Consider the following 23,583-nt stretch of genomic DNA (forward strand, 5'->3'; position numbering starts at 1 on the left):
ATCGGCCTGGCCGTGGGTGTCCTTGCTGGCCGTCGGGTGATCGGCGGTCGGTGCCTTGGCGGCATCGGTTGTGGAATGACTATCGGCCTGGGCCGCGGTATCGGCCACCGTGGCGGCGACGGCGCCGTCGAACAGCATGCGCGGTTCAAGGGACATGATCATGGGCGCCGCTGGCGTCCGTTGGCCTTCGGTTGCCCGTGACTTTGCCTTTGCTCCGTCAAAAATGGTCCACCACATGCTGCTCACCCGAATTCGAACGAATATACGTAAGGCATCAATGAAAAACGCCGCGATCAAATGTTCGCGGCGTCGGACTTCATACGAATGACATTGGCGGCGCTGGCAGAGCCATCGAGCCAAAAGGACAAGTCTGAGTATTGCTTGAACAGATCCGGCGGCAGGATGGTGCGCCGGGCCTGTACCGCAATTTTGGGTCTGACCTTGTGCAGGCCGGTCACCCCGAGGGCTTGATCGAATTCCGGGGCGTCGTACGCCAGGTGTTCGAAGTCGTGCTCGAACCAGGGCTCGTCAATAAAGTCGTAGACCAGCCGCAGCACTCGCTCCGGAGCCTGGGTCAGCAAGTCATAGTCGATGATCAGCAAGGAGTCGGCATGTTCGCCGTAATAGGCTTCCTTGAGCGCCGCCCACGCAAAACCCACCAGGCGATTGCGCTGGGCCAGGGTTTCGCAACGGCTGTAGACAGTGTTGCGCTCGACGGCATCGCCGAAGAGCTTGGTGTTTTCATAGGGATTGGCGCGGTAAAGCCGCTCGATGCTGTCCATGATCCAGGCGACGTTGCGCACACAGGCAATCACCTTGGCCTTGGGAAACAGATCGTTGATGGCCGGCAGCCGGGCGCTCCAAAGGCGGTTGGTGTCGAACACCACCGATTTGTCGGCTTTGTCGGCGTAGAAGGAATCAAACAGGCCGTGCAAGAGGCGGCGGCGCATGTCGGTGTCGATCACCGCGCCGAACTCGCTGCCAGCGCTGCACTGCTCCAGAACACCGGAAAACAGGGAACCCACCGGGCTGGTCATTCCGGCATGGAAACGCGGGTTCTGCAACAGGATTGCAGAAAGCAGGGTCGAGCCCGAGCGTGGCAAACCGGAAATGAAATGAAAATGGTGCAAGTCCCTTCACCGTTTTTGATAGTCCTTTGTAGGACAAAGCGTAGTCGATCGATGAAACCTCGACTAGTGGTGTTTTGATATCAATTTGAAGCTAAACCGACTTGGTACCGAGCTTTGCGCAACCAGTGAAGGACGTTAACGACAACAGCCTTGGGGAGCGCGTCCATCGGATAAATACCGCCTCGCCACAACTCCCAAAATCTACGTCTACGCTGTGGCGTGGCGTGACCAAGCCACGTAAAGGAACAGGAGTCGACACCCCAGGTGTCTGGCAGCCGCGTGGCGCGCCAACCACCAACCTGAAGGATGAGGATTCATGGAAGTATTTATCGGCACTATCCAGCCTTTCGCCTTTGATTTCGCCCCCCAGAACTGGGCCCTTTGCAATGGCCAGACCTTGAGCATTTCGCAATGGAGTGCGTTGTTCTCGCTGATTGGCGTGAACTACGGCGGCGACGGCCAGACCACCTTCATGCTACCCAACCTGCAAGGTCGATTACCGATGGCCCAAGGCACGGGCAGCAATCTCAGCACGCGCACCATTGGCGAGATTTCCGGTACCGAAAACGTCACCGCAACCATCGGCAACATGCCCAACCACACCCACCTGTTGTCCGGACTTACCGCCACCACCACCCTGCAGCTGGCCAGCCCGGCGAGCAATCCGGTGAACGTGCCAACGGCAACCAACTCGTTCATCGGCGCTTCGAGCGGCGGACCGGGGACGGCGAATATCTACTCCGATCAGCAAGGAGCATCGGCGGTGGCGCTCAAGGGCGTGAGCACCACCGTCACCGGAGAGATTGCCTCCACGGGCGGAGCCCAGCCCATGAGCGTGATGAACCCGTTCCTGGTCATCAACTTCAGCATCGCCCTGCAAGGGTATTTTCCATCTCGCGGCTGAAGATTCGCCGGGGACCGCGCGCCCCGGCATTGTTCAATTTTCTGGAGCCTGATCATGTTGCAAGCGGTTCAAAGCCATCATTTCCAGGCCCTGCTGGGCCAGACCGTCGCCCTCCGCCTGCCCGACGGCAGTGAATTGCCGATGCAGATCGAACACCTTGAAGACTCACCCCGCGCCCGCATGCGCAACAGTGAGCGCATGCCATTCAGTGTCGAGCTCAACAGCCTGGTCCCGACCGATTTTGTGGACGGTCTATGCATGCTGCAATTGCCGGAACTGGGTGAAGTGGAAAACATTTTCGTTTCCCGGGTGCCTTCGATGGGACGTGATCCGCGGCGAGGCTACTTCTACATCGCCTTCAACTGACTCTTTTCTGGCTCGCAGTGCCTTCAGCCTTGCGGATACCACACCAGCCGTTGTGCCGCGACGTTGTACTCCTGCACTGCAAAGCCCAGGGCCAGGTAATGCGCAAGCGCATGGGGATTGCTGGCCCAGACCACCGTCGCCACCGGGCAACGAATCTGTTGGGCGGCTTTCTGCACCCCCTGCAATACCGCCCGCCCGTATCCCTGCCCCCGCGCCGCAGGGATGAAGGCCAGATACAGCACGCGGATCTCGTTCGGCCCGAAATCAGTGCTCAATGCGCCGATCGCAGTGCCGAGCTTCTCAACCACGTAATGCATGGCATTGGGGAAGTTTTCCCCCAGTCCTTGCTCCTGCACCTGGAACTGCTGGGCCACAATCTGCTCGACCACTTCCACGCTGTCGTCGATCCATTGCAGGTCCGGTCGGGCCGATTGATACAGGCGCTGCAAGAAAGGACCATCACTGGCTAGCGAAGGCCGTACCACCAAACCTTCGGCTGCCACAGTACTGCTGTTCGCCATCGTCGCTCTCCTTAAAAACCGCTTTCCCTGACCCCCAGCGCCGCCATGCGTCGCCAGGCGACCCCCAATAACGACTCGCCGCGGCCCTGCAAAACTACCACGCCACGCAACGGCTGCACCGGCGTTGGCGCCGGTTCGAGGGTGCTCAACCGCGCGCCGTACTGCGCCTGTACTGGCTCGGCTCGTTGATGCTGATCGCGACGCACGGCAATCGGTCCGTGGTGATCGGAGGTCAGTGCCTCCTGATCGACAAACGCCACACCGTTGGTGTCGATTTCGCTCAGTTGCACCGCAATTGCCGGATGCATCGGATCATCGGCGATAAACCGTCCGGTGGCGCCCGGTGCCACGCGCCAGAGCTCTGCCTCGGCCAGATAGCCGCGCAAGCGCACGCCGTCCTCGACCACCCTGGCCAGCGGCTCCCGGGTCGACAGCCAGCGCCCCACCGTCCATTGCGGCAGCAGATCACGCACGGTGCCGGCATGGGGGGCACGCAATAGCAAGCGCTCGCGCTGAGCCGCCAGCCCGCGGTATTCGGCGACCGCTTCGGCCAGCCGCTGCTCGACGATTGCAGCATCGGAAGCCGTTTCGCTGCGACTGGCCTGGCGACGCATTTGCAACTGCTGGATCTCGATTTCCCGGCGCGCAATGGCCTGGCGCGAATCGAGATCCGGGGACTCCAGCTCGATCAGGACATCACCCTGCACCACCGTCTGCCCGTCATGCACCTTCACGGCTTTGATTCGTGCCGCCACCGGCGCATGCAGGGTGCTGACCCGGCCCGCTTCCAGCATGGCCGGCACCTCGACGGCGCTGCGCCACGGCAGGATGAGCACCGACAACAGCCCGAGCAGTACCAGGCTGCTGAGCAATACCCGCGGTCCATGCGCCTGTTCGCGGCGACCCCACCACTGGCGCCATTCACTCATGATGGGCAGAAAGATGAACCAGACCAGTTCCACCAGCATCAGGAAAATCCCCAACACCTTGAAGAACAGGTGATAGACCGCCAGAGCGATCCCGAAAAACAATGCCGCGCGCCATAACCACGAGCCATACCCCCAGATCAGCAAACGGCGTTGCATTATCGGCGACCAAGGCTCCGGCGCCGCTTCGCCGTAGCCGAACAAAAACTCGCGCAGGCGCCAGCGGCACAAGGCAAATGCCCGACCTTGCAGGTTATCGACCTGCCAGAAATCGCTGAGCAAAAAATAACCGTCAAAACGCATGAACGGGTTGAGATTGACCACCAGTGTGGTGATCCACGTGGCACTGGCAAGCATGAACGCTGCGGTTCGGGCGGGACCGTCGGGCAGCAACGACCACGCCAGCAAGGCCATGCACGCCAACAGCAACTCCGCCAGCACGCCACCAGCGCCAATCAGCAACCGGGCCTTGCGATCATTGACCCGCCAGGCATCGCTGACATCGGTATAGAACATCGGTAGCAGCACCATGAACGCCACGCCCATGCTCTGTACCCGGCACCCGGCGCGCTTGGCCATGAACGCATGACCGAACTCGTGGCAGAGCTTGGCGAAGAACAGGGCCACGGCAAACGCCAATGCACCGCCAAGGCTGAACAAATGCGGAAACGTCGCGATAAATCGCTGCCAGTCCCGCGACACCAGAAACACCCCCAACCCCAGCACAGCGGGTAATCCGTAGCGCAGCGCTCGCGGACCGAAGCGTTCCACCCAGGGCCAGGCACGGTTGAGAAAACGCTCGGGGCGCCACAGCGGAATACGAAAAAACAGGTACTGATGCAGCAACACTTGCCACAGGCTGCGGCGCTGGGCATCCGCCTTAATGCTGTAACTGGCACGCTGCTGGGGATCGAGGGCGGTAATCAGGTCGTGACTGCGCAAAAAAACCAGCAACTGCTCCAGATCCGCAGCATCCAGCGCCAGTCCCGGCTCGCGATTGGCCGCTTGCAGGACCTGCTCGGGCTCCCCCAGCGACCAGTGGCGCAACAAACGCATCGCCGTCGTACCGAGCTTGAAGTAACGCCCCCGCACCGGGTCGGCCAGCGTCCAGCAGGGCGCACCGTCCAGTGCCGGCGCTGCCGGGGACAATTGCAGATCGGCACGCAGACCGGGCAGGCTCACTTACAAGCCCACGCTCTGACGCAAACCGGCCAACGGTCGACGCAGCAGGTACAACGCCAGCGGCGCCCGGTCACCATAAATTTTTGCCGTGCCGCGCAAGCCGATGCGCGGGGGGGCCGTGTCGAAATTCGCATCCAGCCGATAGGCCAATTGCCCGCCCGCCGTGGGTTGCGCTTCATAAGCTGAACGTTCGAGTCTGGCCAGATGCCGTTGCAGCGGGTCACTGTCGAGGAACAGGGCGACTTCAGCGCCGGGCTCCAGGGAAATCGCGTCCCCCACGGCCAGCTCGATACGCAATTGCGCCTGGGTCGGATCGGCGATTTCCATCAGTCGCTCTCCGGTCTGCACCGGTTTGCCAGTCCAGCGTTCGGCATCGGCAAATACCGCAATGCCATCGCGCTCGGCGCGCACTTCGCTGCGTTTGAGCAGTTCACGGGCGTAATCTCGCTCGGCGCGCTTCTGTTCAACCCGGGCGGCCAGCAAATCCAGTTTCGAACTGGACTCGGCATCGGCGAACGAACGCTGGGAGTTGGCCTTGAGCTCCGCCTCGGCAACTCCGAGGGCGCGATCGGCGACATCGGCCTGAGCCTTGAGCGTGGTGCTTTCGAAGCGCAGCAGCAACTCGCCGGCCATCACCGTCTGGTTGGGTTTGACCAGGAACTCGGCAATCACACCGTCCAGCGGCGCCGCCACGACCCGACCGCCCAGCGGCACCACTTCGGCCGGTGCCAGTACGGACTGGCGCACCGGGATCAACAGCCCGAGCAACAGCAACGCGACCAGCAACGCCTGGCGTTTGCGGGTCCAGCGCAGACGCCATGGCTTGCGTGGCTGCAATGCCTGCCAGGCGTGGCCGTAGGTATCGCCCAGTTGCGCCAGCAGCACTTGTTCGGCAGGGTTCCACCTAACGTCCCTGGCCAGCCACAACCCGCCGAACACCTCGCCCTGGCGATCGATCAGCGGCAACCAGAACACCTGCGCAGCCGACAGGCTTTGCCATTCAGCCTGCAACGACTCGCTAAGGACATCGGCGGCAATGACCCGCGCCTGCTGCAATTGTTCGCGCTTGAACAGCTGCACCACCGCCTGCTCGACGAACGCTACAAAGGGTGAATTCGGCTCCACCGCGCTGACACCCGTCACGGCCTGCACCTTCCCCGCGATCAACAGTGCCGCATGGCGAAAGCCAAACAGTGCCTGGCCATCATTGACCAGGCTGTAGGCTAATTGGGCGGGTGTTTGGGCTGCGCGGGTCTGGCGCTCAAGGTCGAGAAAGCGTGCGAATACCTGCTCGGCGCCGCCGCTCACCGGCGCGTTCACTTGAACTCCGCGAAATGCGCCGTGCCGCTCATGCCCGCCAGCAGCCCGCTAGCATCGGGCACGCTGGCCACCAGCAGCAAGGTCTGGCTGCCTTCATCGATTCGCGCGCCCAGGCGTTTGACTGTCACATCCAGCGGCTTGCCGGTTTCATCGGGGACAAAACTGAAGGTCTGGCCGGGCTTGAGTCGCGCCATCCAGCGCGAGGGCACCAGCAGATGGATTTCCAGGGTGCGGTTATCGACCACGTCCAGCAAGGGTGCGCCGGCAGGTACGCTTTCATAGCGCTGTACCTTGCGCTCGACGACCTGGCCATCGAACGGTGCCAGCACGCTGCAACGCTTGACCTGCACTTGATACACCTGAGACTGCGCCTGGGTTTCGCTGACCTTGGCCTCGGCACGTGCCACTTCGAAACGCCCGACAGAATGCAGCGCGGCCAGTTGCCGGTTGTGCGCCAGCTCTTCACCCGCGCCACGGCTGGCCGCTTGCGCGGCATTGAGCTGCGCCTGATAGGCCGAGCAATCGAACCGCGCCAGGGTATCGCCCTTCTTGAACGATTCCCCCTCGCTGAACGGCAACTCGACAATCCGCCCGGGCACCTCACTGGCCAGTACGGCCTGATCCCGGGCCCGCAATACACCGCGAGCCTCGGTGCTGGTCGCAGCACTGGCGCCTGCATCCATTTGCGCAAGCGGATCGTCTGCCCCAGGCGTTTGCGCCTGGACAACGCTCGCGACGAGTACACATCCCAACCCCAACACACAGAAAATCCGCATGACCGTACTCCCTTCCGGATCAACGGAGTCTACGACAGCGGTGACTAGCGTCAAGCAGATGGCCATCATTGCCTGCGTATTAACGCTGCGCCGTCTCGGCCAATGGGTACACTGACTCCCAACCCCCACCCAACGCCTTGTACAACCCGACGGCCGCCAGCGACACGCCGGTCGAGCTTTCGACCCACTGCTCCTGCGTCGCCAGCAACGCGCCTTGCACGGTGAGTACGGTGACGAAATCCACCACGCCCTCGACGTACTGCTGTTGCGCGGTGTCCAGCGCAATGCGGTTCTGGCGCACGGCTTCGGCCAGGCTGTCGCGGCGCAGCTGGCTAGCGTTGTAGGCGGTCAACTGGTCGTCGATTTCATGCCAGGCGCGCAGCACGGTTTGCTGATAGGCGATAGCGGCCTCCTGTTGTTGTGCTTCGCGTAACTCGAGTACGCCACGCAAGCGGCCTGCGTCGAACAATGGCAAGCTGAACTGCGGACCGATCCCGAACGAACGCGAACCCCAGGAGCCGAAATCGCTCAGTTGCATGGCCTGGGAACCGATGTTCCCCGACAGGGTAATTCGCGGATAGAAATCGCCCTTTGCTACACCAATGCTGGCCGTCGCTGCATGCAATCGCGCTTCGGCCTGGCGAATGTCCGGCCGGCGTTCAGCCAGTTGCGAGGGCAAGCCGATGGCGACCTGACGCGGCGTTTGTGGCACCGGTGCGTCTGTGGATAACTGCGCCGCCAATGCCTGGGGCGGTTCGCCCATCAACAGACTCAAGGCATTGATCAATTGCCACTGGCGCTGTTCCAGTGCGGGCAGGCGCGATTCGATGGCCGCCACTTGTGCGGCGGCTTCGGCGACATCCAGGTCCGTCGCGACGCCGTCGGCCAGACGCAACTGCGAGAGCTTCAGGTTATGGCGGGCAACGTCGAGGTTCTGTTCGGTGACGAGTCGGGTGTTCTGCACGCCGCGCAGCTGAATGTAGTCCTGGGCGGTTTCGGCCAACACCGACAGCAGCACACCGCGTCGGTCGTTCTCGGCGACTTCCAGGTTGGCGTCGGCCGCTTCGGTTTCCCGCCGCACACGGCCCCAGAAATCCAGCTCCCAGGAGGCGGAAAAGCCGACATCCCACAGACTGAAGGCGGATTGGCCGTTGTGTCCTGACGGGTCGCTCAAGCCTTCACCACTGTTGCGGTTGCGTCCGTAACGGCCGCCGGCGGACGTGTTGGGGTAGCGGTCGGCAGTGGTGACCTGGCGCACCGCACGACTTTGCTGCAAGCGGCTACTGGCCAGCTTCAGGTCGAGGTTGTCGGTCAGGGCGCGTTGGCTCAGGGCTGAAAGTTTGGGGTCGTGGAACACCTCCCACCAGCGCTCGGTCATCGTTTCGGCGATAGCCTGGCTGGTGGCTGCCCTTGATGGTTTCGACCATTCGGCAATTGGCTGTACCTCAGGCTTCTGGAAGTCCGGGCCGACGGTGCAGCCGCTGAGACTCATGACGAGCAAGGCACTGAAGGTGAGTGGCTGCCACAGGCCTCTTCGCGAGCAGGCTCGCTCCCACAATGAACTTGCGAAGGATCCAGAACTGTCAGCACTGCGCAGATCCCTTGTGGGAGCGAGCCTGCTCGCGAAGGCGCCTGACCAGCCAACACAGTCCTTCATCGCTGAGTCACCTCACCCACAGACGACACATTGCTGCCGGTTTCAATACTCGCCTCCACCGACATCCCTACCCGCAAGCGCTCGGCCAACAATTGTCCCGGCTCCAGCACAATCTTCACCGGTATCCGCTGCACCACCTTGGTGAAGTTGCCGGTGGCGTTGTCCGGTTTGACCGCGGCGAACGTCACCCCGGTGGCCGGCGCAATGCTTTCGACACGACCGTTGAGTGCCGCGCCGCGCAGGCTGTCGACGCGCACCTGTACAGCCTGCCCTGGCTGTACATCCGTCAGTTGGGTCTCCTGGAAATTGGCCATCACGTAAGCCTGCGCCAGCGGCACCACCGCGAGGATTTTGCTGCCCGGGGTGACATAGGCGCCGACCCGCACCGCGCGTTCGCCGACCATGCCGTCCTGGGGCGCGACGATCCTGGTATAGGACAACTCGTAGCTGGCCATTTCCAGCTTCGCTTGCGCCCGTTTCAGGCCACCTTCGGCTGCATCGCGCTGGGCCGTGAGGATTTCCACTTGCTTGCGTTCCGCCGCCAGCACCGCCGTGGCATTGGTCAGCCGCGCGGAGGCCTGGTCGATGCGCGTTTGCGCCTGTTGTGCGTTTTGCACCGTACCGGCGCCCACCCCGGCGAGGTGGTTGTAGCGGTTCAATTCATGCTCGGCAAAGGCCACTTCCGCCTTTGCCGAAACCACCGAGGATTGCGCCTGGGCAATCACCGACGCCTGGCGCTCGAGGGTCGCCCGGGCGTTTTGCAGTTGCGCCCTGGCCACCAGCGTTTCGGCATCGGCGGCCTCGGCGGCGGCGCGTAGATCCCGGTCATCGATCAGCGCCAGCAACTGCCCGGCCTTGACCTGTTGGTTGTCCTCCACCAGCACTTGCTTGATGAACCCGGCAACGCGCGGCACGACCAGAGTGAAATCCGCCGAGACATAAGCATCGTTGGTGCTCTGTTGGGTGCGCTTGCCGAAAAGGCCGGGCATCGTCAGGTACAGCAGCACGCCGACGGCCAGCGCAGCGACCACGGCCACCGCGACTTTCTGCTTTGCTTGAGTGTTCATAAAAACCTTCTGGTATCAGTGGAGCATTCAGGTCGGTGCGCGCGGCGGAAAGATCCGCGTCGGCAGCCAGAAAATCAGCAGGATCAGGGTCACAGCGATACCGGCCATGCACAGGTAAAGATCAGAGGACGTGAGCACCACCGCTTGCTCATGCAGACGATGAGCGAGGCTTGCGCTGTCGTATTCGGCCAGCGGTGAGTTGCCGAGGCGATCGACCAGCATGGTCGAGTGAAAATGCAGGCGTGCCGTGGTCAACGCCTCGATCACCCCGGTGGCGATGACCGCCGACAGGCCTTTGACGGTGTTGAACCAGGCCGATGCAAACGGCCCCTCCATCGGGTTGATGCTGCCGGTGGACAGCATCAGCAGCGGCAGCACCGCCATGGGCTGACCGAAAATCTGCAGCCATTGCAGCACATAGAAGTCGTCACGAATCCACGCGGACGTCAGTTGCGAACCGCCGACGCACGACAGCGCCAGCATGCTCAGGCCGATGCCCAACACCCAGCGGCAATCGACCCAGCGAAAGTTGCACAGCGCCGCCACCAATGGCAGCGCAATCAATTGCGGCAGCGCCGCCAGCAGCATGATCGGTGCGGTCTGCAACGGACGATACCCCTGGACCTGCGCCAGGTAGCTGGACGGAATGATGATCACCGCCTGCAACACCACCAGCACGCCCGCCAAGGTCAGCAAGGCGAAAGACAGGTTACGGATGCCGAGCATCTGCATCTTGAAAAACGGCATCGGCTGCGACCACTCGCCGACCAAAAACAGCACCAGCAGCAACAGCCCGCCACCGAGTAATCCACAGATCAGGCTGGACTCGAACCAATCCAGACGATTGCCCTGCAGAATGCCGATCACCAGCATGCAGATGGCGGGAAAACCCAGCAGCACGCCGCGCCAGTTGAAGGACTTGAAGCGCTCCAGGCGCAGGGGGTCCCGGGGTAAGCCATACGCCACTGCGGCCATGGCAATCAGGCACGGCGCGATGACTTGCCAGAAGGCCCATTGCCAGCCGACGTACTCGGTCCACAACCCGGCCAACGGCGTGCCCAGGCCCGGGCCGAACGTCGCCGTCAGGGCATAACCGGCCAGGCCATATAACTTCACATTGGCCGGCAAAAACCGCAGGGCCACGGTCATCAGCATGGGTGGCAATGCACCGCCCGCGAGGCCTTGCAAGGTGCGCAGCAACAACAGGCTTTCGTAATTCGGGGCGAAGGGGCACAGCACACCCAGCAGGGTGAACAGGCTGATGGCCCACAAGGTGAAACGCCGCAACGAGAACGTCACCGCACACCACGGCGCGAACGCCATGGCCGCCACCGACGTCGCGGTGTAACAGGCCACCAGCCAGGTGCCTTCGTCGTAGCCGATGGCCAACGCACCACGGATGTCGGCCAGGGCGACTTTGGTCACCATCTCGTTCAGGCCCGACACCAGCACCGCGAGCAATACGCCCACCAGACCGATGATGATCCGCGGGCCGAAAACCTGTGGTGAAGCTGTCGGGCCGGTCGCGGCGACAGGCGCCGGGGCCGTGAGGGAAGTCATGTACTGCAAGCTCCGGCGTGGAAAGACCGAAGCATTCTAGGAAGTGTGATGCCTGACGAAAATCAACTTATTGGCAGGTTATAAGTGCGCTAGACACAACAATACAAAACCCCTGCCCCTTGTAGGAGCGAGCCTGCTCGCGATAAACCCGAGAACGCCGCGGGGAACCTGCCAACCAGCGTTATCGTTGGCGACCATCGCGAGCAGGCTCGCTCCCACAGGAGTTCAGCGGTGACTTTCAGGTTGTGCAGCCAGCCACGTCTCATCGCAACACGTCTTGAGCGTTTCACGCAGCCAGCGGTGGGCCGGATCCTTGTCGAAACGCGGATGCCAGGCCTGGGTCAACATCAACGTCGGCAACGGGATCGGCAGGTCGAACGAGCGCAGCTTCAGTCCGAGCCGTCGCACACTCAGCAAGGCTTCCTTGGGCACCGGCAGAATCAGGTCGGAATCGGGCAAGGCGAACATCGCCGCATGAAAGCTCGGCGCGATCACCGCCACCCGCCGCTCCAACCCCAAGGCATTGAGCGCGGTATCGATCGGCCCCCGGGCAATGCCACGCCGGGACATGCTGATATGCGAGAACCCTGCGTAACGCTCCGCCGTGATTTCATCGTCCAGCAGCGGGTGATCCTCACGCACCAGGCCGACAAAGTGTGTGGAAAACAGGTTCTGGACTTTCACTTCCGGCGTCAGCGGCCGGGTGTTACTGATGCTCAGATCGATCCGCCCTTCGCGCAACGCCTCATCATCACCATCGCCTTCCGGGACGAAACGCAATTCGCAGTGCGGCGCCTGACGATCAAGGGTGTCGAACAGCTTGCCGCCGTAGACGCCGACAAAGAAGTCGTTGGCCCGAATACTGAACCGCCGTCGCAGCGAACTCAGTTCCACCGCATCGGCCGAACGAAACAGCAGCCCGGCCTGCTCCACCACACTGCGCACCTGTTCGCGCAATTCCAGCGCCTTGGGGGTCGGCACCAGGCCACGGCCGGCGCGCACCAGGATCGGATCGCCAATGGCTTCGCGGATGCGCGTCAACGTCCGGCTCATGGCCGCCGGACTCAGGTTCATCCGCCGCGCGGCGCCCACCACACTGCCCTCATCGAGCAAGGCGTCGAGGGCGACCAACAGGTTCATGTCGGGGAATTGCATCGCATGCACTCATATCTGATCAAGATTGATTCAAGCGCAATGCTACCGCAGCATCCCCCACCTTTTCACCGTCACCCGCTCCAACGAATCAAACACCAGATTCTCCACCAGCAACCCAATCAAAATCACCACCGCCAACCCGGCAAACACCTTGTCGGTGTACAGCTCATTGCGATTCTGAAAAATGTACCACCCCAGCCCGCCCTTCCCGCTGGTCGCACCAAACACCAGCTCAGCCGCAATCAACGTCCGCCAGGCAAACGCCCAGCCGATTTTCAGCCCCGCGAGGATCGACGGCAGTGCTGCCGGGATCAGGATGAACAGCACAAAGCGCATGCCCTTGAGGCCATAGTTGCGCCCGGCCATGCGCAGGGTTTCCGAGACGCCGAGGAAGCCGGCGTAGGTGTTCAGTGCCAGTGCCCAGAGCACCGAATGCACCAGCACGAAAATCAGACTGTTCTGGCCCAGTCCAAACCACAGCAGCGCCAACGGCAGCAGGGCGATGGCCGGCAAGGGGTTGAACATCGAAGTCAGGGTGCTGAGCAGATCACGACCGAACTGCGTCGACACTGCCAGTGTGGTCAGGGCAAACGCCAGGACGATGCCAATCAGGTAACCCTTGAGCAACACCACCAAAGAAATCCATACCTTGCCCAGCAATTCACCACTGAGCAGACCGTCATAGAGCGCATGTGCGGTTTGCACAAAGCTCGGCAGCAGCAGGTCGTTGTTCTGATAGCGGGCAACGGCTTCCCACAGCACTGCGAGCAAAATCAGAATCAGGGTTTTGCGCAGCCAACCTTGCTGCCACAGTCGTTGGCCGAGGGGTAATCCCCGCTCCAGCGGCACACTGGTCAGCGGCTGCAAAACCGTTTCGAACTCTTCACGCGGGGATGATAAATGGCTCATCGGGCCCTCCTCTCTACTGGCTCAATAAGCGATGCGGATGTCGGCGAAGTCCAGTTCATGCTCGGTTTGCGGTGATTGACCTTCGTCGAACAACAGCCGGTGAATGCGTCGCGCCGATTCCTGAAACGCCACACCGCCGAGGCTGTGCAAATCGTATTGATGGCTGTGGACTTGCGCCCTCACCCGGCCCGGATGGGGCGACAGCAACAGAATGCGATTGCCCACCACCAGCGCCTCTTCGATGGAGTGCGTGACGAACAGCAGCGTGAAGCGAACCTCTTCCCAGAGCAGCAACAGTTCCTCCTGCATCTTGCGTCGGGTCAGGGCATCGAGCGCGGCAAAGGGTTCGTCCATCAACAGGATTTTCGGCTGCATCGCCAGCGCCCGAGCGATGGCGACCCGTGCCTTCATGCCACCGGACAAGGTGTGCGGATAAGCATCGGCAAACGCCACCAGGCCGACCTTGTCCAGATAGTGCAGTGCCCGCTCTTCGGCCTCCCTGCGCTTGAGGGTTTTCGAGGCCAGAAGCGGAAACATCACATTCTGCTTCACGGTTTTCCACGGCGGCAGTTGATCGAACTCCTGAAACACCACGATCCGGTCCGGCCCCGGCGCATCGACGCGCCGGCCCTGCAGACGGATCTCGCCTTCCACTGGCTGGATGAAGCCGGCGGCGGCCTTGAGCAACGTCGACTTGCCACAGCCGGACGGCCCGAGCAGGACAAAGCGGTCCGCCGGGTCGATTTCGAAACTGACTTGATGGGTCGCCCGCACCACCCGCTGCGGCGTGCGGTATTCGAGACTGACGTTATCGACCGACAGCAGCGCCTGGGCCGCCGCGATCGGTTTGCTGACCGTGTGGCCTTGCAAAGGGGCGTTCATGTCGGTCAGCTCCCCTGCAGCGGTTTGGCGTCCTGGAAGAAGTAGTCCTTCCATGAATCCGGTTTGTTTTTGATCGCTCCGACGCGGTAGAGGAACTCCGCCAGAGGGAAAGTGTTTTTCGGCGTGACGCTGAATTCGAATTGCGGGTTGTCGATGATTTTCAGCAACGCGGCGCGGTCGATTTTGGCCTTGGTAACACGGATGTAGGTGTCGGCTGCCGCGCCCTTGTCGTTCTGTGCGAATTGCGCCGCTTCGGTCAGCGCCTCAATGAATGCCTTGTAGGTTTTCGGGTTCTCATTGCGGAATTTCTCGGTGGCGAACAGCACCGTCGGCGAGTTCGGACCGAGCAGGTCAAAGGTGTTCAGCACCACGTGCACGTTGGGATTGGCCAGTTCCTGATCCTGGAACGGCGGGTTGGAAAAGTGCCCGCTCAGCTCGGTGCCGCCGGCCACCAGTGCAGCCGTGGCATCAGGATGCGGGACGGCAATGGTGTACTTGTCGAGGCGATTGAAGTCCTTGTCACCCCACTGTCTGGCCGCCGCGTATTGGAGGAAGCGCGACTGCACCGACACGCCCACCGCCGGCACCGCGATGCGGTCCTTCTCGGTGAAGTCGGCGATGGTTTTGACCTTGGGGTTATTGCTCACCAGGTAGTACGGAAAGTTACCCAGGGAAGCCACGGCCTTGACGTTCTGCTTGCCGCGGGTGCGATCCCAGATGGTCAGCAGCGGGCCGACACCGGCGCCAGCAATGTCGATCGAGCCCGACAGCAACGCATCGTTGACCGCCGCGCCGCCGGAGAGCTGGGTCCAGTCGACCTTGATGTCGATCCCTTCCTGCTTGCCGTACTTTTCGATCAGGTTCTGATCGCGCACCACATTGAGCAGCAAATAAACGATGCCGAACTGTTCGGCGATGCGGATTTCACCTTCGGCGTGAGCCACGGTCGGCGCCACCAGACTGCCGGCGATCAGGCTGAAACCCAGGCCGATGGCTGCGGCCAGCGGTGCGAATGGAAGACGTTTGGACATGATCAAATCTCCGACAGATCAGAAAGGCGCGTCGCCCTGGATGGTGGTGCGATACAGCTTGCGGCGCAGATGGCTGGGGCATCCGGCGGCGAGGTGGATCAGCGAACGGTTGTCCCAGAACACCAGGTCATGGGGCTGCCATTGATGGCGGTAGATGTTTTGCGGCAACACACTGTGGGCATACAGCTCGGTCAGTAGTTGCTGGCTCTCGTCTTCCGGCAGGCCAACGATGCGGGTGGTGAACCCTTCGCTGACGAACAACGCCTTGCGGCCGTTTTCCGGGTGGGTACGCACGACCGGGTGAACAACTTCGGCAACCTGGGCAAGCTGCTCAGGCGTCAGGGTCGGGCGCCAGTTGCCTTCGAATTTGGTCTCGCTGTAACGCGCCGTGTAGGAGTGCGCCGCCGAGCGGCCTTCCACCGCTTTGCGCAACGCGAGCGGCAGGCTGTCCCAGGCTTTGTGCAGGTCGGCGAACAAGGTGTCGCCGCCTTCTGACGGCAGCTCTTGGGCATGCAGCATCGAGCCCAGGCTCGGCAGCTCTTTATAGGAAAGATCGGAGTGCCAGAACTTCCCTGCATCGCCCAGGCCGATGTTCTGGCCATTTTCGACGATATTGGAAACGATCAGGATTTCCGGATGCCCTGCCAGCAGGAACTGCTTGAGCACATGGATCTGCAACACGCCAAAACGACGACTGAAGTCGATCTGTTGCTCAGGGGTGATGCGCTGGTCGCGGAACACCACCACGTGATGATCCAGGTGCGCGCGGTGAATGCGGGAAAAATCGTCATCATTGATCGGACGGGACAGATCGAGACCGATGATCTCGGCGCCCACCGCTGTGCTGAACGGGCGGATTTCAAAGAATTGTGGCGCGATGCTTGGCGAAGCTGAAGCTGCAGACATAAATCACTCCCACGCACGGCACGCTCAAAGGCGCGCGCGTCGATCAGAAACTCACGGAGATCCCGTGTTGGTTCGTGTCGTGCGGCGCGCCGATTGGTCGGCAGGTACGCAGGAGAATGACTTTATAGATATAAGAATTGAAATTTAAATACCGTTAATGAATAACGATATGGCCATTGATGAGGGACTGAGTGGGTGGCCAAGTGACATTATTTGTCACTTTCTGACAGGGTTTGGTGTTCCGGCGGACGCCATCGCGAGCAGGCTCGCTCCCACAGGGGTTCTCCGCAGGCACAAAATTGTGCTCCAGCAAAAAATCCAATGTGGAAGCTCGCTCCGGGCGGCGTTCCGACGATGAGGCCAGTAGCCCCGAAGGTGGATTACCGCTCGTGCAGCGCCTCGGCCCGCGCCCGGATGATCGGCTTGAGCAGATAGCTCAGTACGGTCTTCTTGCCAGTGATAATGTCCACCGAAGCCACCATCCCCGGAATGATCAGCAACGGTTTTTCATCGGTGCCCAAGTGACTGCGGTCGGTGCGCAGCTTGATGATGTAGTAAGTGGTTTTTTTGTCTTCGTCGGTGATGGTGTCGGCGCCGATCTGCTCCAGCTTGGCCTTCAACCCGCCGTAGATGGTGTAGTCATAGGCGGTGAATTTCACCGTCGCTTCCTGCCCCGGATGCAGGAACGCGATGTCTTGCGGGCGGATCTTCGCCTCGACCAGCAAGGTGTCGTCCAGCGGCACGATTTCCACCATGTCGCTGCCCGGCTGGATAACCCCGCCGATGGTATTGACCAGCAACTTGTTGACGATACCCCGCACTGGCGAAGTGACCAGCGTCCGGCTGACCCGGTCTTCCAGGGCCTTGCCGGTGGCCTGGGCCTTGTTCAGGTCGGTGCGTGCTTCGTTGAGTTGGGTCAGGGCTTCGCTACGGAACTTGCCGCGGGTTTCATCGACCTTGCGCTGCACTTCCTTGATTGCCGATTCGGCACGTGGAATGGCCAGGGTGGTGGCGTCGAGCTGACCACGGGTCTCGGCTTCGGCACGCCTGAGGCGCAGGACTTCCACCGGCGATACCGCGCCCTGGGCCACCAACGGCTCGGACATGCTGATTTCCTGACGCTGGAAGCCCAATTGCTGGCGATACTGCGCCTGCTTGGACGTGAATTCGCGCAGCTCTTGCTGGCGCTGGATCAGTTGCTCCTGCAAGCCGCCAATCTCATCGTGCAACTGTTGGCGACGGCTTATATAGAGCGACTCTTCGCTCTTGGCCTGACCCGGTACGGCCTTGAGCACATCCTCGGGGAAGTTCAGCGGGCGATCTTCGACCTCAGCGCTCAGGCGTTCGACCCGCAGCAGCATCGACAAGCGATCGGCCTCGGTTTCACCGACGTTCGAAGCAAATCGCGTGTCGTCCAGGCGAATCAGCGGTGCGCCGGCTTCGACGATCTGGCCTTCCTTGACGAACAGCTCGGCAACGATACCGCCTTCAAGGTTCTGGATTTTCTGGATCTTCGACGACGGAATCGCCTTGCCGTCGCCCTTGGTCACTTCGTCGATCACCGCGAAGTTGGCCCAGAGCATCAGAAACACAAAGAACGCGATGATCGCCCAGATCGTCAGCCGCACCACCCGTGGCGCATCCTCGATCAGCGCCTTGTTGACCTCTGGCAGCGGCTGCCCCTGAAGCGAAGCAGAGCCTTTGAAGTAGCGAAGGATCGAACCCTTACCCGACTTAAGCAACACTGATCTGCCCCTTCTTCAACGCTTCCATCACCGCGGCTTTCGGGCCGTCGGCGAGAATCTGCCCGCGGTCGATCACGATCAATCGGTCCACCAGCGACAATAGCGATGCCCGGTGCGTTACCAGCACCATGGTCTTGTTTTCGATCACCGCTGCCAGGCGCTGCTTGAGGCGCTCTTCGCCGGTGTTATCCATGGCACTGGTCGGCTCGTCGAGCAGCAGGATCGGCGGGTTGAGCAGCAATGCACGGGCCAGGGCGACGTTTTGCCGTTGACCACCGGAGAGGTTCTGCCCGCGTTCGCCGACTTGCAGCTCATAACCCTGCGGATGCAGGCGCGCATACTCGTGGACGCCGGCCAGTTCCGCGGCTTGCAGCACCAGTTCGTCCTCTACATACCGCGCCCCGGAAACCAGGTTGTCGCGCAAGGTGCCGGCGAGCAACTGAATGTCCTGGGGCACGTAGCCGATGTTGTATCGCAGTTCGCTGACGTCGATCTGGCGGATATCCACACCGTCGACCAACAGCGTGCCGTCATCCGGCTGGTACAACCCCACCAGCAATTTCGCCAGCGAGCTCTTGCCCGAGCCGCTTCGGCCAATGATGCCGACCTTCTCCCCGGGACTGATCGACAGGTTGATGTTCTTCAGCGCCAGGTTCTGCTGTTGCGGGTAGGTGAAGTTGAGCTGGCGGCACTCAATACCGCCCTGCAGCACCTTGCGGCTGAGCGGACGTTCTTCGAAATTGCGCTCCTGGGGCAGCTCCATCATCTGGTCGACCGAGGTCATGGTCACTCGCGCCTGCTGATAACGAGTCAGCAGCCCGGACAGTGACGCCAGCGGGCTGAGCGCACGGCCACTGAGCATGTAGCAGGCAATCAGGCCGCCCATGCTCAGGTGACCGTCGATGATCTGGTACACGCCGAAGACGATCATGATCACCCCGGCCAGTTGCTGGATCAGCAAGGTGATGTTCATCGCCAGGCCGGAGAGCATTTTCACTCGCAACTCAAGGCGACTGAGGGTGCCGATGGTCTGTTCCCACTGATACTGGCGTTCGCTTTCGGCGTTGTTGACTTTCACCGCATCGAGGCCGGCCAGGGTTTCGATCAGGCTCGACTGACGCTCGGCCCCCAATGCCATGGTCCGCTCCATGGTCGCCACCAGGGGTTTCTGCAAGGCATAGCCAATAGCCAGGGCGATCGGGAATGCCAGCACTGGTATCCACACCAGATGCCCACCAAGGATCGCGATGACGATGAAAATCAGAATCGTGAACGGCAGGTCGATCAGGCTGGTCAGCGTCAGCGAGGCGAGGAAGTCCCGCAGGCTCTGGAACTCATGGATGTTCTGGGCAAAGCTGCCGACCCGCGCCGGCCGGTACTTCATGGCCATGCCGACGATGCGTTCGAACAGTGTGGCCGAGATGATCAGGTCGGTTTTCTTGCCGGCCAGATCCAGGCACAGGCTACGCAGGCTTTTCAGGATCAGGTCGAACAGGTAGGCGCCGGTGATGCCGAGGGCAAGCACCCAGAGCGTCGCCTCGGCCTGGTTCGGCACGACGCGGTCGTAGACGTTCATCACGAACAACGGCGCGGCCATGGCAATGATGTTGATCAGAAAACTGGCGGCGATGGCGTCGGCGTACAACCAGCGCGAACGCTTGAGGGTGTCGCGGAACCACGAGCGCGCACGCGGAATCAGCGTGCCGTGGTTGACGTCGAATTTGTGCTGCGGCTGGGCGAAAAAGACCTTGCCGGTGTAGTCGTCGGCCAGCAGCTCACGGCTGACCAGGGTCTCACCGCCATCGCTTTCGCTGAGCAGTACCCGCACCTGGTCTTCGCCTTGCCAGCCGAGCAGGACGGCACTGCGACCGTCCTTGAGCAGCAACAATGCCGGCATGGCAATCGCTGGAATATCCTCCAGCTTGCGTTGCAGCACCCGACCTTGCAGCCCCGCGCGAGCGGCCGCGCGAGGCAGCAAGTCGACACTCAGGCGCTGCTCGGGCAGCGGCAGGCCGGTGGTGAGCATTGCCGCGCTGGCAGGTTTCTGATGCAGCATGCAAAGAGCGAGCAGACCATCCAGTAGCGGATCGTCATGCAACGCGCGCGGATCATGAATGAGTTGAACCCGACTGACTTCTGATTCCACGCTCGGCACTCTTGGCTAACAATTGAACAACGAAGGTCCTGCTCAATTCATACCGGGCAATTGGACCTTGGGCTTCACGTCGTTCTGCACAACGGATGCCAATGGTGCGACCACTCCCTGGCTCTTGAGCAACTCGCCCATGGTCGCCTTGATTCGGTACTGAGTAAATAACTGAATGTTCTTGATCTCCGCCAGACGACGAGAAGAGGTGAACAGTTCGTTCTCACTGTCGAGCAAATCGAGCAGGGTACGCTCGCCAAGGCTGAACTGACGCTGGTAAGCGATACGCACGGCGGTGCTGTGATCGACGTATTGCTGGGCGATCGGCACCTGCGCATTGGCATTGTTCAGGGCGTTCCAGGCCAGGCCCAGCTCTTCATTCAATTGGCGCAGGGCGTTGTTGCGGATATCCAGCGCCTGGTTCGACAGGTAGGACTTGGACTCCAGATCAGCCTTGTTGCTGCCGCCGGAATACAGGTTGAAACGCATGCGCAGCATGGCTTGCCATTCGTTATTGTGGCCGTTCTGACCATCAATATCGTTGTCCGCGGAGCGACCCAACTCAGCATCGAAGCGCGGGTAGAACGTCGACTTGGCCGTGTCGTACTGCTTCTCGGCAGCGGCGATATCGGATTCGGCCGAGCGCAGGATCGGGCTGTTTTCCAGCATCTGCGCACGGGCTTCATTCAGGTTGGCCGGCATCAACGCCAGGAAATTCGCCGGGCGCTCCAGTTGATCCGGCATCTGGCCGACGGCGGAGAGGAAGTTGGTTTCGGCGTCAGCCAGGTTGGTCTGTTCAGTGATCAGGTTGTTGCGCGCCTGGGCCATCCGCGCCTCGGCCTGATCAAGGTCGGCGCCACTGCCGACGCCGCGCTGGGTGCGCAGTTGAATCTGGTCGTAAATGCGTTGGTGGCTCTTGAGATTTTCCTCGGCCAGACGCACGAATTCGCGGCGGGTCAGCACGTCGAGATAGACCTGGGCTACAGTCAACCCGGTGCGCTCGGAGGTACTCAGCAGCGAGTAGGCGCGGGAGTTGACGGTGGCTTGTTGACGCCCGACTTCGCTGGACGTCGCAAAACCGTCAAAAACCATTTGGGTCAGTCGCAAACTTGATTCACTGCGATTCAGGGTTTCGAAGTGATTGTTGCCGTCGTCTCGCGTCGTCACGCTATCGGTGCCTTCACGACCATAACCGCCCAGCAGGTCGACCCGTGGCAAGTACCCACCCTTCGCAGCCTTCAACTGATAGTCCGCAGCCAACCGGCTGTTGACGCCCGCCTGGACTTCCGGATGGACATCCAGCGCTTGTTGCATGGCTTCTGGTAAGGACTGCGCCTGGACGAAGGACGCGGCGAGGGCGAAAGGTACAGCCATGAACAAAGGCGAACGCATTGTAGGAATTTCCCAGGACTTCTTGTCTTGAATCACAGCAAAAGAACGCGCTGCGTCGGAAGATGGCAAGCGGAATGACCGTATGTCGGAAAGTTCAAAAACGGAACTGGATCACATACCGAGGACAGGTCACAGCTCAAATATCAATGTGACATTACTGGGACGATTGTTTAGGATGGGACTCAGAAGGTCAATAGTTTGGCATAAAGTTAATAGCGAAAAAATATAGCCAAATTATTGACGATTTGATGCGTCAAACTTGTGCATCTATTTTGCAATGTACGTCCAGACTGGTCGGCGCAAACGCCATCAGGTCCATGGAAGCCAACTGAACGTGACACCCCGGAGAGTCTTCAATGAGCAGTGTTGTTGCCATCGTCAAAAGCATTGTCGGTCAGGTTTTCGTGGTGTCCCCAGAGGGCAACCGCCGCGTTCTCGTTGAAGGAGACAAATTGTTCGCCGGTGACCAGATCGACACCGGCCTTTCCGGTGCCGTGTCCCTGGAACTGGCCGATGGCCGCACTCTGGATCTGGGCCGTGACACCCAGTGGAGCGCTGACGCCCCCGACTCCGGCACCGACCTGGCAGCAGCCACCGCGCAGGCCGCTCCGTCCGTTGAAGAGTTGCAGCAAGCCATTGTCGCCGGTGCCGACCCGACCAAAGACCTTGAAGCCACCGCTGCAGGTCCGACGGCGTCGGGTTCTGGCGGTGCCGCCGGTGGTGGTCACAGTTTCGTGGTGCTCGACGCTACGGCTGGCCGCGTCGACCCGACCATTGGCTTCCCGACTGAGGGTATCAACTCGGCTGCGCAAACCACCCTGGAAATCCCGGGTAGCCAGACCACCAATGCCAACGCCATTACCCCGAGTGATTCAGTCCTCAGCCTCAGTGCCACGCCGACCATCACCGAGGCCGGTGGCGTGCTGGTCTACACCGCGACACTCACCCAGGCACCGCTGAGCGACCTGACTGTCACCTTGTCCAACGGCGCCGTGATCGTGATTCCCGCTGGCTCGACCACCGGCACCGTCAATGTGCCATTGGCGGCGAACGACACTGTCTATAACGACGCGACCCAGATCGAAGTAACTGTCACCAGCACCAGCGGCGGCACCGGCATCACAGTGACACCGCCGACAACCCCTGCCGTGACCCAGATCACCGATACCGTCGACACCACCACGGTCACTCTGACGGCCGGCAATACCGTCACCGAAGGTGGCCAGATTACCTATACCGCGATCCTGAGCAACCCGGCGCAGACACCGGTGACCGTCACCCTGTCCAACGGTTCGACCATTACCATTGCCACCGGCCAGACCAGCGGCAGCGTCAACGTGCCGACGGCGGCCAATGACGTTTATGTCAACGGCAGCACCGTCAGCACCACCATCACCGGTACCACCGGCGGCAACTTCGAAAACCTGGTGCCGAACACCACCCCGGCCGTGACCACCATCACCGATTCCGTGGACAATACCGGGCTGACCCTGACCGCCACCGGCAACATCAGCGAAGGCGGCCAGATCATCTACACCGCCACCCTGAGCAACCCGGCCGGCACGCCGATGACCGTGACCTTGAGCAATGGCTCGGTCATCACCATCGAGGCGGGCCAGACCACTGGCAACGTCGTGGTCGAAACCCCGGCCAACGACGTTTATGTCAACGGCAGCACCGTCAGCACCACCATCACCGCTACCACCGGCGGCAACTTCGAAAGCCTGGTGCCGAACACCACCCCGGCCGTGACCACCATCACCGACTCCGTGGACACCACCGGCCTGACCCTGACCGCCACCGGCAACATCAGCGAAGGCGGCCAGATCACCTACACCGCGACCCTGAGCAACCCGGCCGGCACGCCGATGACCGTGACCTTGAGCAATGGCTCGGTCATCACCATCGAGGCGGGCCAGACCAGCGGCAGCGTCAACGTGCCGACGGCGGCCAATGACGTTTATGTCAACGGCAGCACCGTCAGCACCACCATCACCGGTACCACCGG

The 23,583-nt window shown here is 61.4% G+C and carries 20 protein-coding genes; 3 read left to right on the forward strand and 17 right to left on the reverse strand.

The annotated features are described in order from the left end of the window. A partial coding sequence (locus BSF44_RS31195; RefSeq protein WP_141250098.1) for a hypothetical protein occupies nt 1-237 on the reverse strand: 237 nt, incomplete at its 3' end. Nucleotides 238-293: 56 nt separating this feature from the next. Then, nucleotides 294-1,130, reverse strand: coding sequence for a sulfotransferase (locus BSF44_RS27105; RefSeq protein ID WP_095946092.1), 837 nt, complete (start codon nt 1,128-1,130; stop codon nt 294-296). Between the two features lie 316 nt (nt 1,131-1,446). On the opposite strand from BSF44_RS27105, the gene BSF44_RS27110 reads away from it, so the two are divergent. Then, nucleotides 1,447-2,034 (forward strand): phage tail protein, encoded by a 588-nt coding sequence (locus BSF44_RS27110; protein WP_095946093.1) that lies wholly within the window; start codon nt 1,447-1,449, stop codon nt 2,032-2,034. A gap of 54 nt (nt 2,035-2,088) precedes the next feature. Next, nucleotides 2,089-2,400, forward strand: coding sequence for a hypothetical protein (locus BSF44_RS27115; protein WP_095946094.1), 312 nt, complete (start codon nt 2,089-2,091; stop codon nt 2,398-2,400). 23 nt (nt 2,401-2,423) lie between these two features. Here BSF44_RS27115 and BSF44_RS27120 read toward each other — a convergent pair whose 3' ends face one another. From BSF44_RS27120 to BSF44_RS27190, 15 genes are all read right to left on the reverse strand, one after another. Continuing rightward, nucleotides 2,424-2,921, reverse strand: coding sequence for a GNAT family N-acetyltransferase (locus tag BSF44_RS27120; RefSeq protein WP_095946095.1), 498 nt, complete (start codon nt 2,919-2,921; stop codon nt 2,424-2,426). An 11-nt stretch (nt 2,922-2,932) separates the two neighbouring features. Further along, entirely contained in the window at nt 2,933-5,029 is a 2,097-nt protein-coding gene (locus BSF44_RS27125) for an efflux RND transporter periplasmic adaptor subunit (protein ID WP_095946096.1), read from the reverse strand. Further along, nucleotides 5,030-6,349, reverse strand: coding sequence for an efflux RND transporter periplasmic adaptor subunit (locus BSF44_RS27130; protein ID WP_095946097.1), 1,320 nt, complete (start codon nt 6,347-6,349; stop codon nt 5,030-5,032). It lies immediately after the preceding gene. Continuing rightward, entirely contained in the window at nt 6,346-7,125 is a 780-nt protein-coding gene (locus BSF44_RS27135; RefSeq protein ID WP_095946098.1) for an efflux RND transporter periplasmic adaptor subunit, read from the reverse strand. The genes BSF44_RS27130 and BSF44_RS27135 overlap by 4 nt, the downstream gene beginning before the upstream one ends. A gap of 79 nt (nt 7,126-7,204) precedes the next feature. Then, nucleotides 7,205-8,782, reverse strand: a complete 1,578-nt coding sequence (locus BSF44_RS27140; protein WP_095946099.1) for an efflux transporter outer membrane subunit — start codon at nt 8,780-8,782, stop codon at nt 7,205-7,207. Further along, nucleotides 8,779-9,849 (reverse strand): HlyD family secretion protein, encoded by a 1,071-nt coding sequence (locus BSF44_RS27145; RefSeq protein WP_095946100.1) that lies wholly within the window; start codon nt 9,847-9,849, stop codon nt 8,779-8,781. The genes BSF44_RS27140 and BSF44_RS27145 overlap by 4 nt, the downstream gene beginning before the upstream one ends. A 27-nt stretch (nt 9,850-9,876) precedes the next feature. Further along, the gene (locus BSF44_RS27150) at nt 9,877-11,409 is read right to left on the reverse strand and encodes an MFS transporter (RefSeq protein WP_095946101.1); all 1,533 of its coding nucleotides are present in this window, start codon (nt 11,407-11,409) and stop codon (nt 9,877-9,879) included. 225 nt (nt 11,410-11,634) lie between these two features. Beyond that, on the reverse strand, nt 11,635-12,564 hold the full coding sequence (locus BSF44_RS27155; RefSeq protein ID WP_095946102.1) for a LysR family transcriptional regulator: 930 nt from the start codon (nt 12,562-12,564) through the stop codon (nt 11,635-11,637). Between the two features lie 42 nt (nt 12,565-12,606). Continuing rightward, nucleotides 12,607-13,473: an ABC transporter permease gene (locus tag BSF44_RS27160; RefSeq protein ID WP_095946103.1), complete on the reverse strand. Its 867-nt coding sequence runs from the start codon at nt 13,471-13,473 to the stop codon at nt 12,607-12,609. A 21-nt stretch (nt 13,474-13,494) separates the two neighbouring features. Further along, a complete protein-coding gene (locus BSF44_RS27165) occupies nt 13,495-14,355 on the reverse strand; it encodes an ABC transporter ATP-binding protein (protein WP_095946104.1) in 861 nt (286 codons plus the stop codon). A gap of 5 nt (nt 14,356-14,360) precedes the next feature. Continuing rightward, complete coding sequence (locus BSF44_RS27170; protein WP_095946105.1) at nt 14,361-15,386, reverse strand: ABC transporter substrate-binding protein; 1,026 nt, start codon at nt 15,384-15,386, stop codon at nt 14,361-14,363. An 18-nt stretch (nt 15,387-15,404) separates the two neighbouring features. After that, a complete protein-coding gene (locus BSF44_RS27175; RefSeq protein ID WP_095946106.1) occupies nt 15,405-16,292 on the reverse strand; it encodes a TauD/TfdA family dioxygenase in 888 nt (295 codons plus the stop codon). 380 nt (nt 16,293-16,672) lie between these two features. Beyond that, the gene (locus tag BSF44_RS27180) at nt 16,673-18,037 is read right to left on the reverse strand and encodes an HlyD family type I secretion periplasmic adaptor subunit (RefSeq protein ID WP_095946107.1); all 1,365 of its coding nucleotides are present in this window, start codon (nt 18,035-18,037) and stop codon (nt 16,673-16,675) included. Continuing rightward, entirely contained in the window at nt 18,027-20,183 is a 2,157-nt protein-coding gene (locus tag BSF44_RS27185; RefSeq protein ID WP_095946108.1) for a type I secretion system permease/ATPase, read from the reverse strand. The genes BSF44_RS27180 and BSF44_RS27185 overlap by 11 nt, the downstream gene beginning before the upstream one ends. 42 nt (nt 20,184-20,225) lie before the next feature. Further along, nucleotides 20,226-21,575: a TolC family outer membrane protein gene (locus tag BSF44_RS27190; protein WP_095946109.1), complete on the reverse strand. Its 1,350-nt coding sequence runs from the start codon at nt 21,573-21,575 to the stop codon at nt 20,226-20,228. 356 nt (nt 21,576-21,931) lie between these two features. Between BSF44_RS27190 and BSF44_RS27195 the strand changes: the two genes are divergently transcribed. After that, nucleotides 21,932-23,583, forward strand: a 1,652-nt coding sequence (locus BSF44_RS27195) for a retention module-containing protein (protein WP_141250099.1), incomplete at its 3' end; no start/stop codon positions are given.

This window comes from Pseudomonas sp. ACN8, from assembly GCF_002303925.1.
Classification (GTDB): domain Bacteria; phylum Pseudomonadota; class Gammaproteobacteria; order Pseudomonadales; family Pseudomonadaceae; genus Aquipseudomonas.

What these genes read in the sequence shown, in the direction of transcription:
- BSF44_RS27190 (WP_095946109.1), bottom strand. Translation starts at nt 21,575, where the DNA reads ATGCGTTCGCCTTTGTTCATGGCTGTACCTTTCGCCCTCGCCGCGTCC.
- BSF44_RS27160 (WP_095946103.1), bottom strand. Translation starts at nt 13,473, where the DNA reads ATGAGCCATTTATCATCCCCGCGTGAAGAGTTCGAAACGGTTTTGCAG.
- BSF44_RS27120 (WP_095946095.1), bottom strand. Translation starts at nt 2,921, where the DNA reads ATGGCGAACAGCAGTACTGTGGCAGCCGAAGGTTTGGTGGTACGGCCT.
- BSF44_RS27155 (WP_095946102.1), bottom strand. Translation starts at nt 12,564, where the DNA reads ATGCAATTCCCCGACATGAACCTGTTGGTCGCCCTCGACGCCTTGCTC.
- BSF44_RS27145 (WP_095946100.1), bottom strand. Translation starts at nt 9,849, where the DNA reads ATGAACACTCAAGCAAAGCAGAAAGTCGCGGTGGCCGTGGTCGCTGCG.
- BSF44_RS27135 (WP_095946098.1), bottom strand. Translation starts at nt 7,125, where the DNA reads ATGCGGATTTTCTGTGTGTTGGGGTTGGGATGTGTACTCGTCGCGAGC.
- BSF44_RS27140 (WP_095946099.1), bottom strand. Translation starts at nt 8,782, where the DNA reads ATGAAGGACTGTGTTGGCTGGTCAGGCGCCTTCGCGAGCAGGCTCGCT.
- BSF44_RS27115 (WP_095946094.1), top strand. Translation starts at nt 2,089, where the DNA reads ATGTTGCAAGCGGTTCAAAGCCATCATTTCCAGGCCCTGCTGGGCCAG.
- BSF44_RS27175 (WP_095946106.1), bottom strand. Translation starts at nt 16,292, where the DNA reads ATGTCTGCAGCTTCAGCTTCGCCAAGCATCGCGCCACAATTCTTTGAA.
- BSF44_RS27170 (WP_095946105.1), bottom strand. Translation starts at nt 15,386, where the DNA reads ATGTCCAAACGTCTTCCATTCGCACCGCTGGCCGCAGCCATCGGCCTG.
- BSF44_RS27150 (WP_095946101.1), bottom strand. Translation starts at nt 11,409, where the DNA reads ATGACTTCCCTCACGGCCCCGGCGCCTGTCGCCGCGACCGGCCCGACA.
- BSF44_RS27165 (WP_095946104.1), bottom strand. Translation starts at nt 14,355, where the DNA reads ATGAACGCCCCTTTGCAAGGCCACACGGTCAGCAAACCGATCGCGGCG.
- BSF44_RS27110 (WP_095946093.1), top strand. Translation starts at nt 1,447, where the DNA reads ATGGAAGTATTTATCGGCACTATCCAGCCTTTCGCCTTTGATTTCGCC.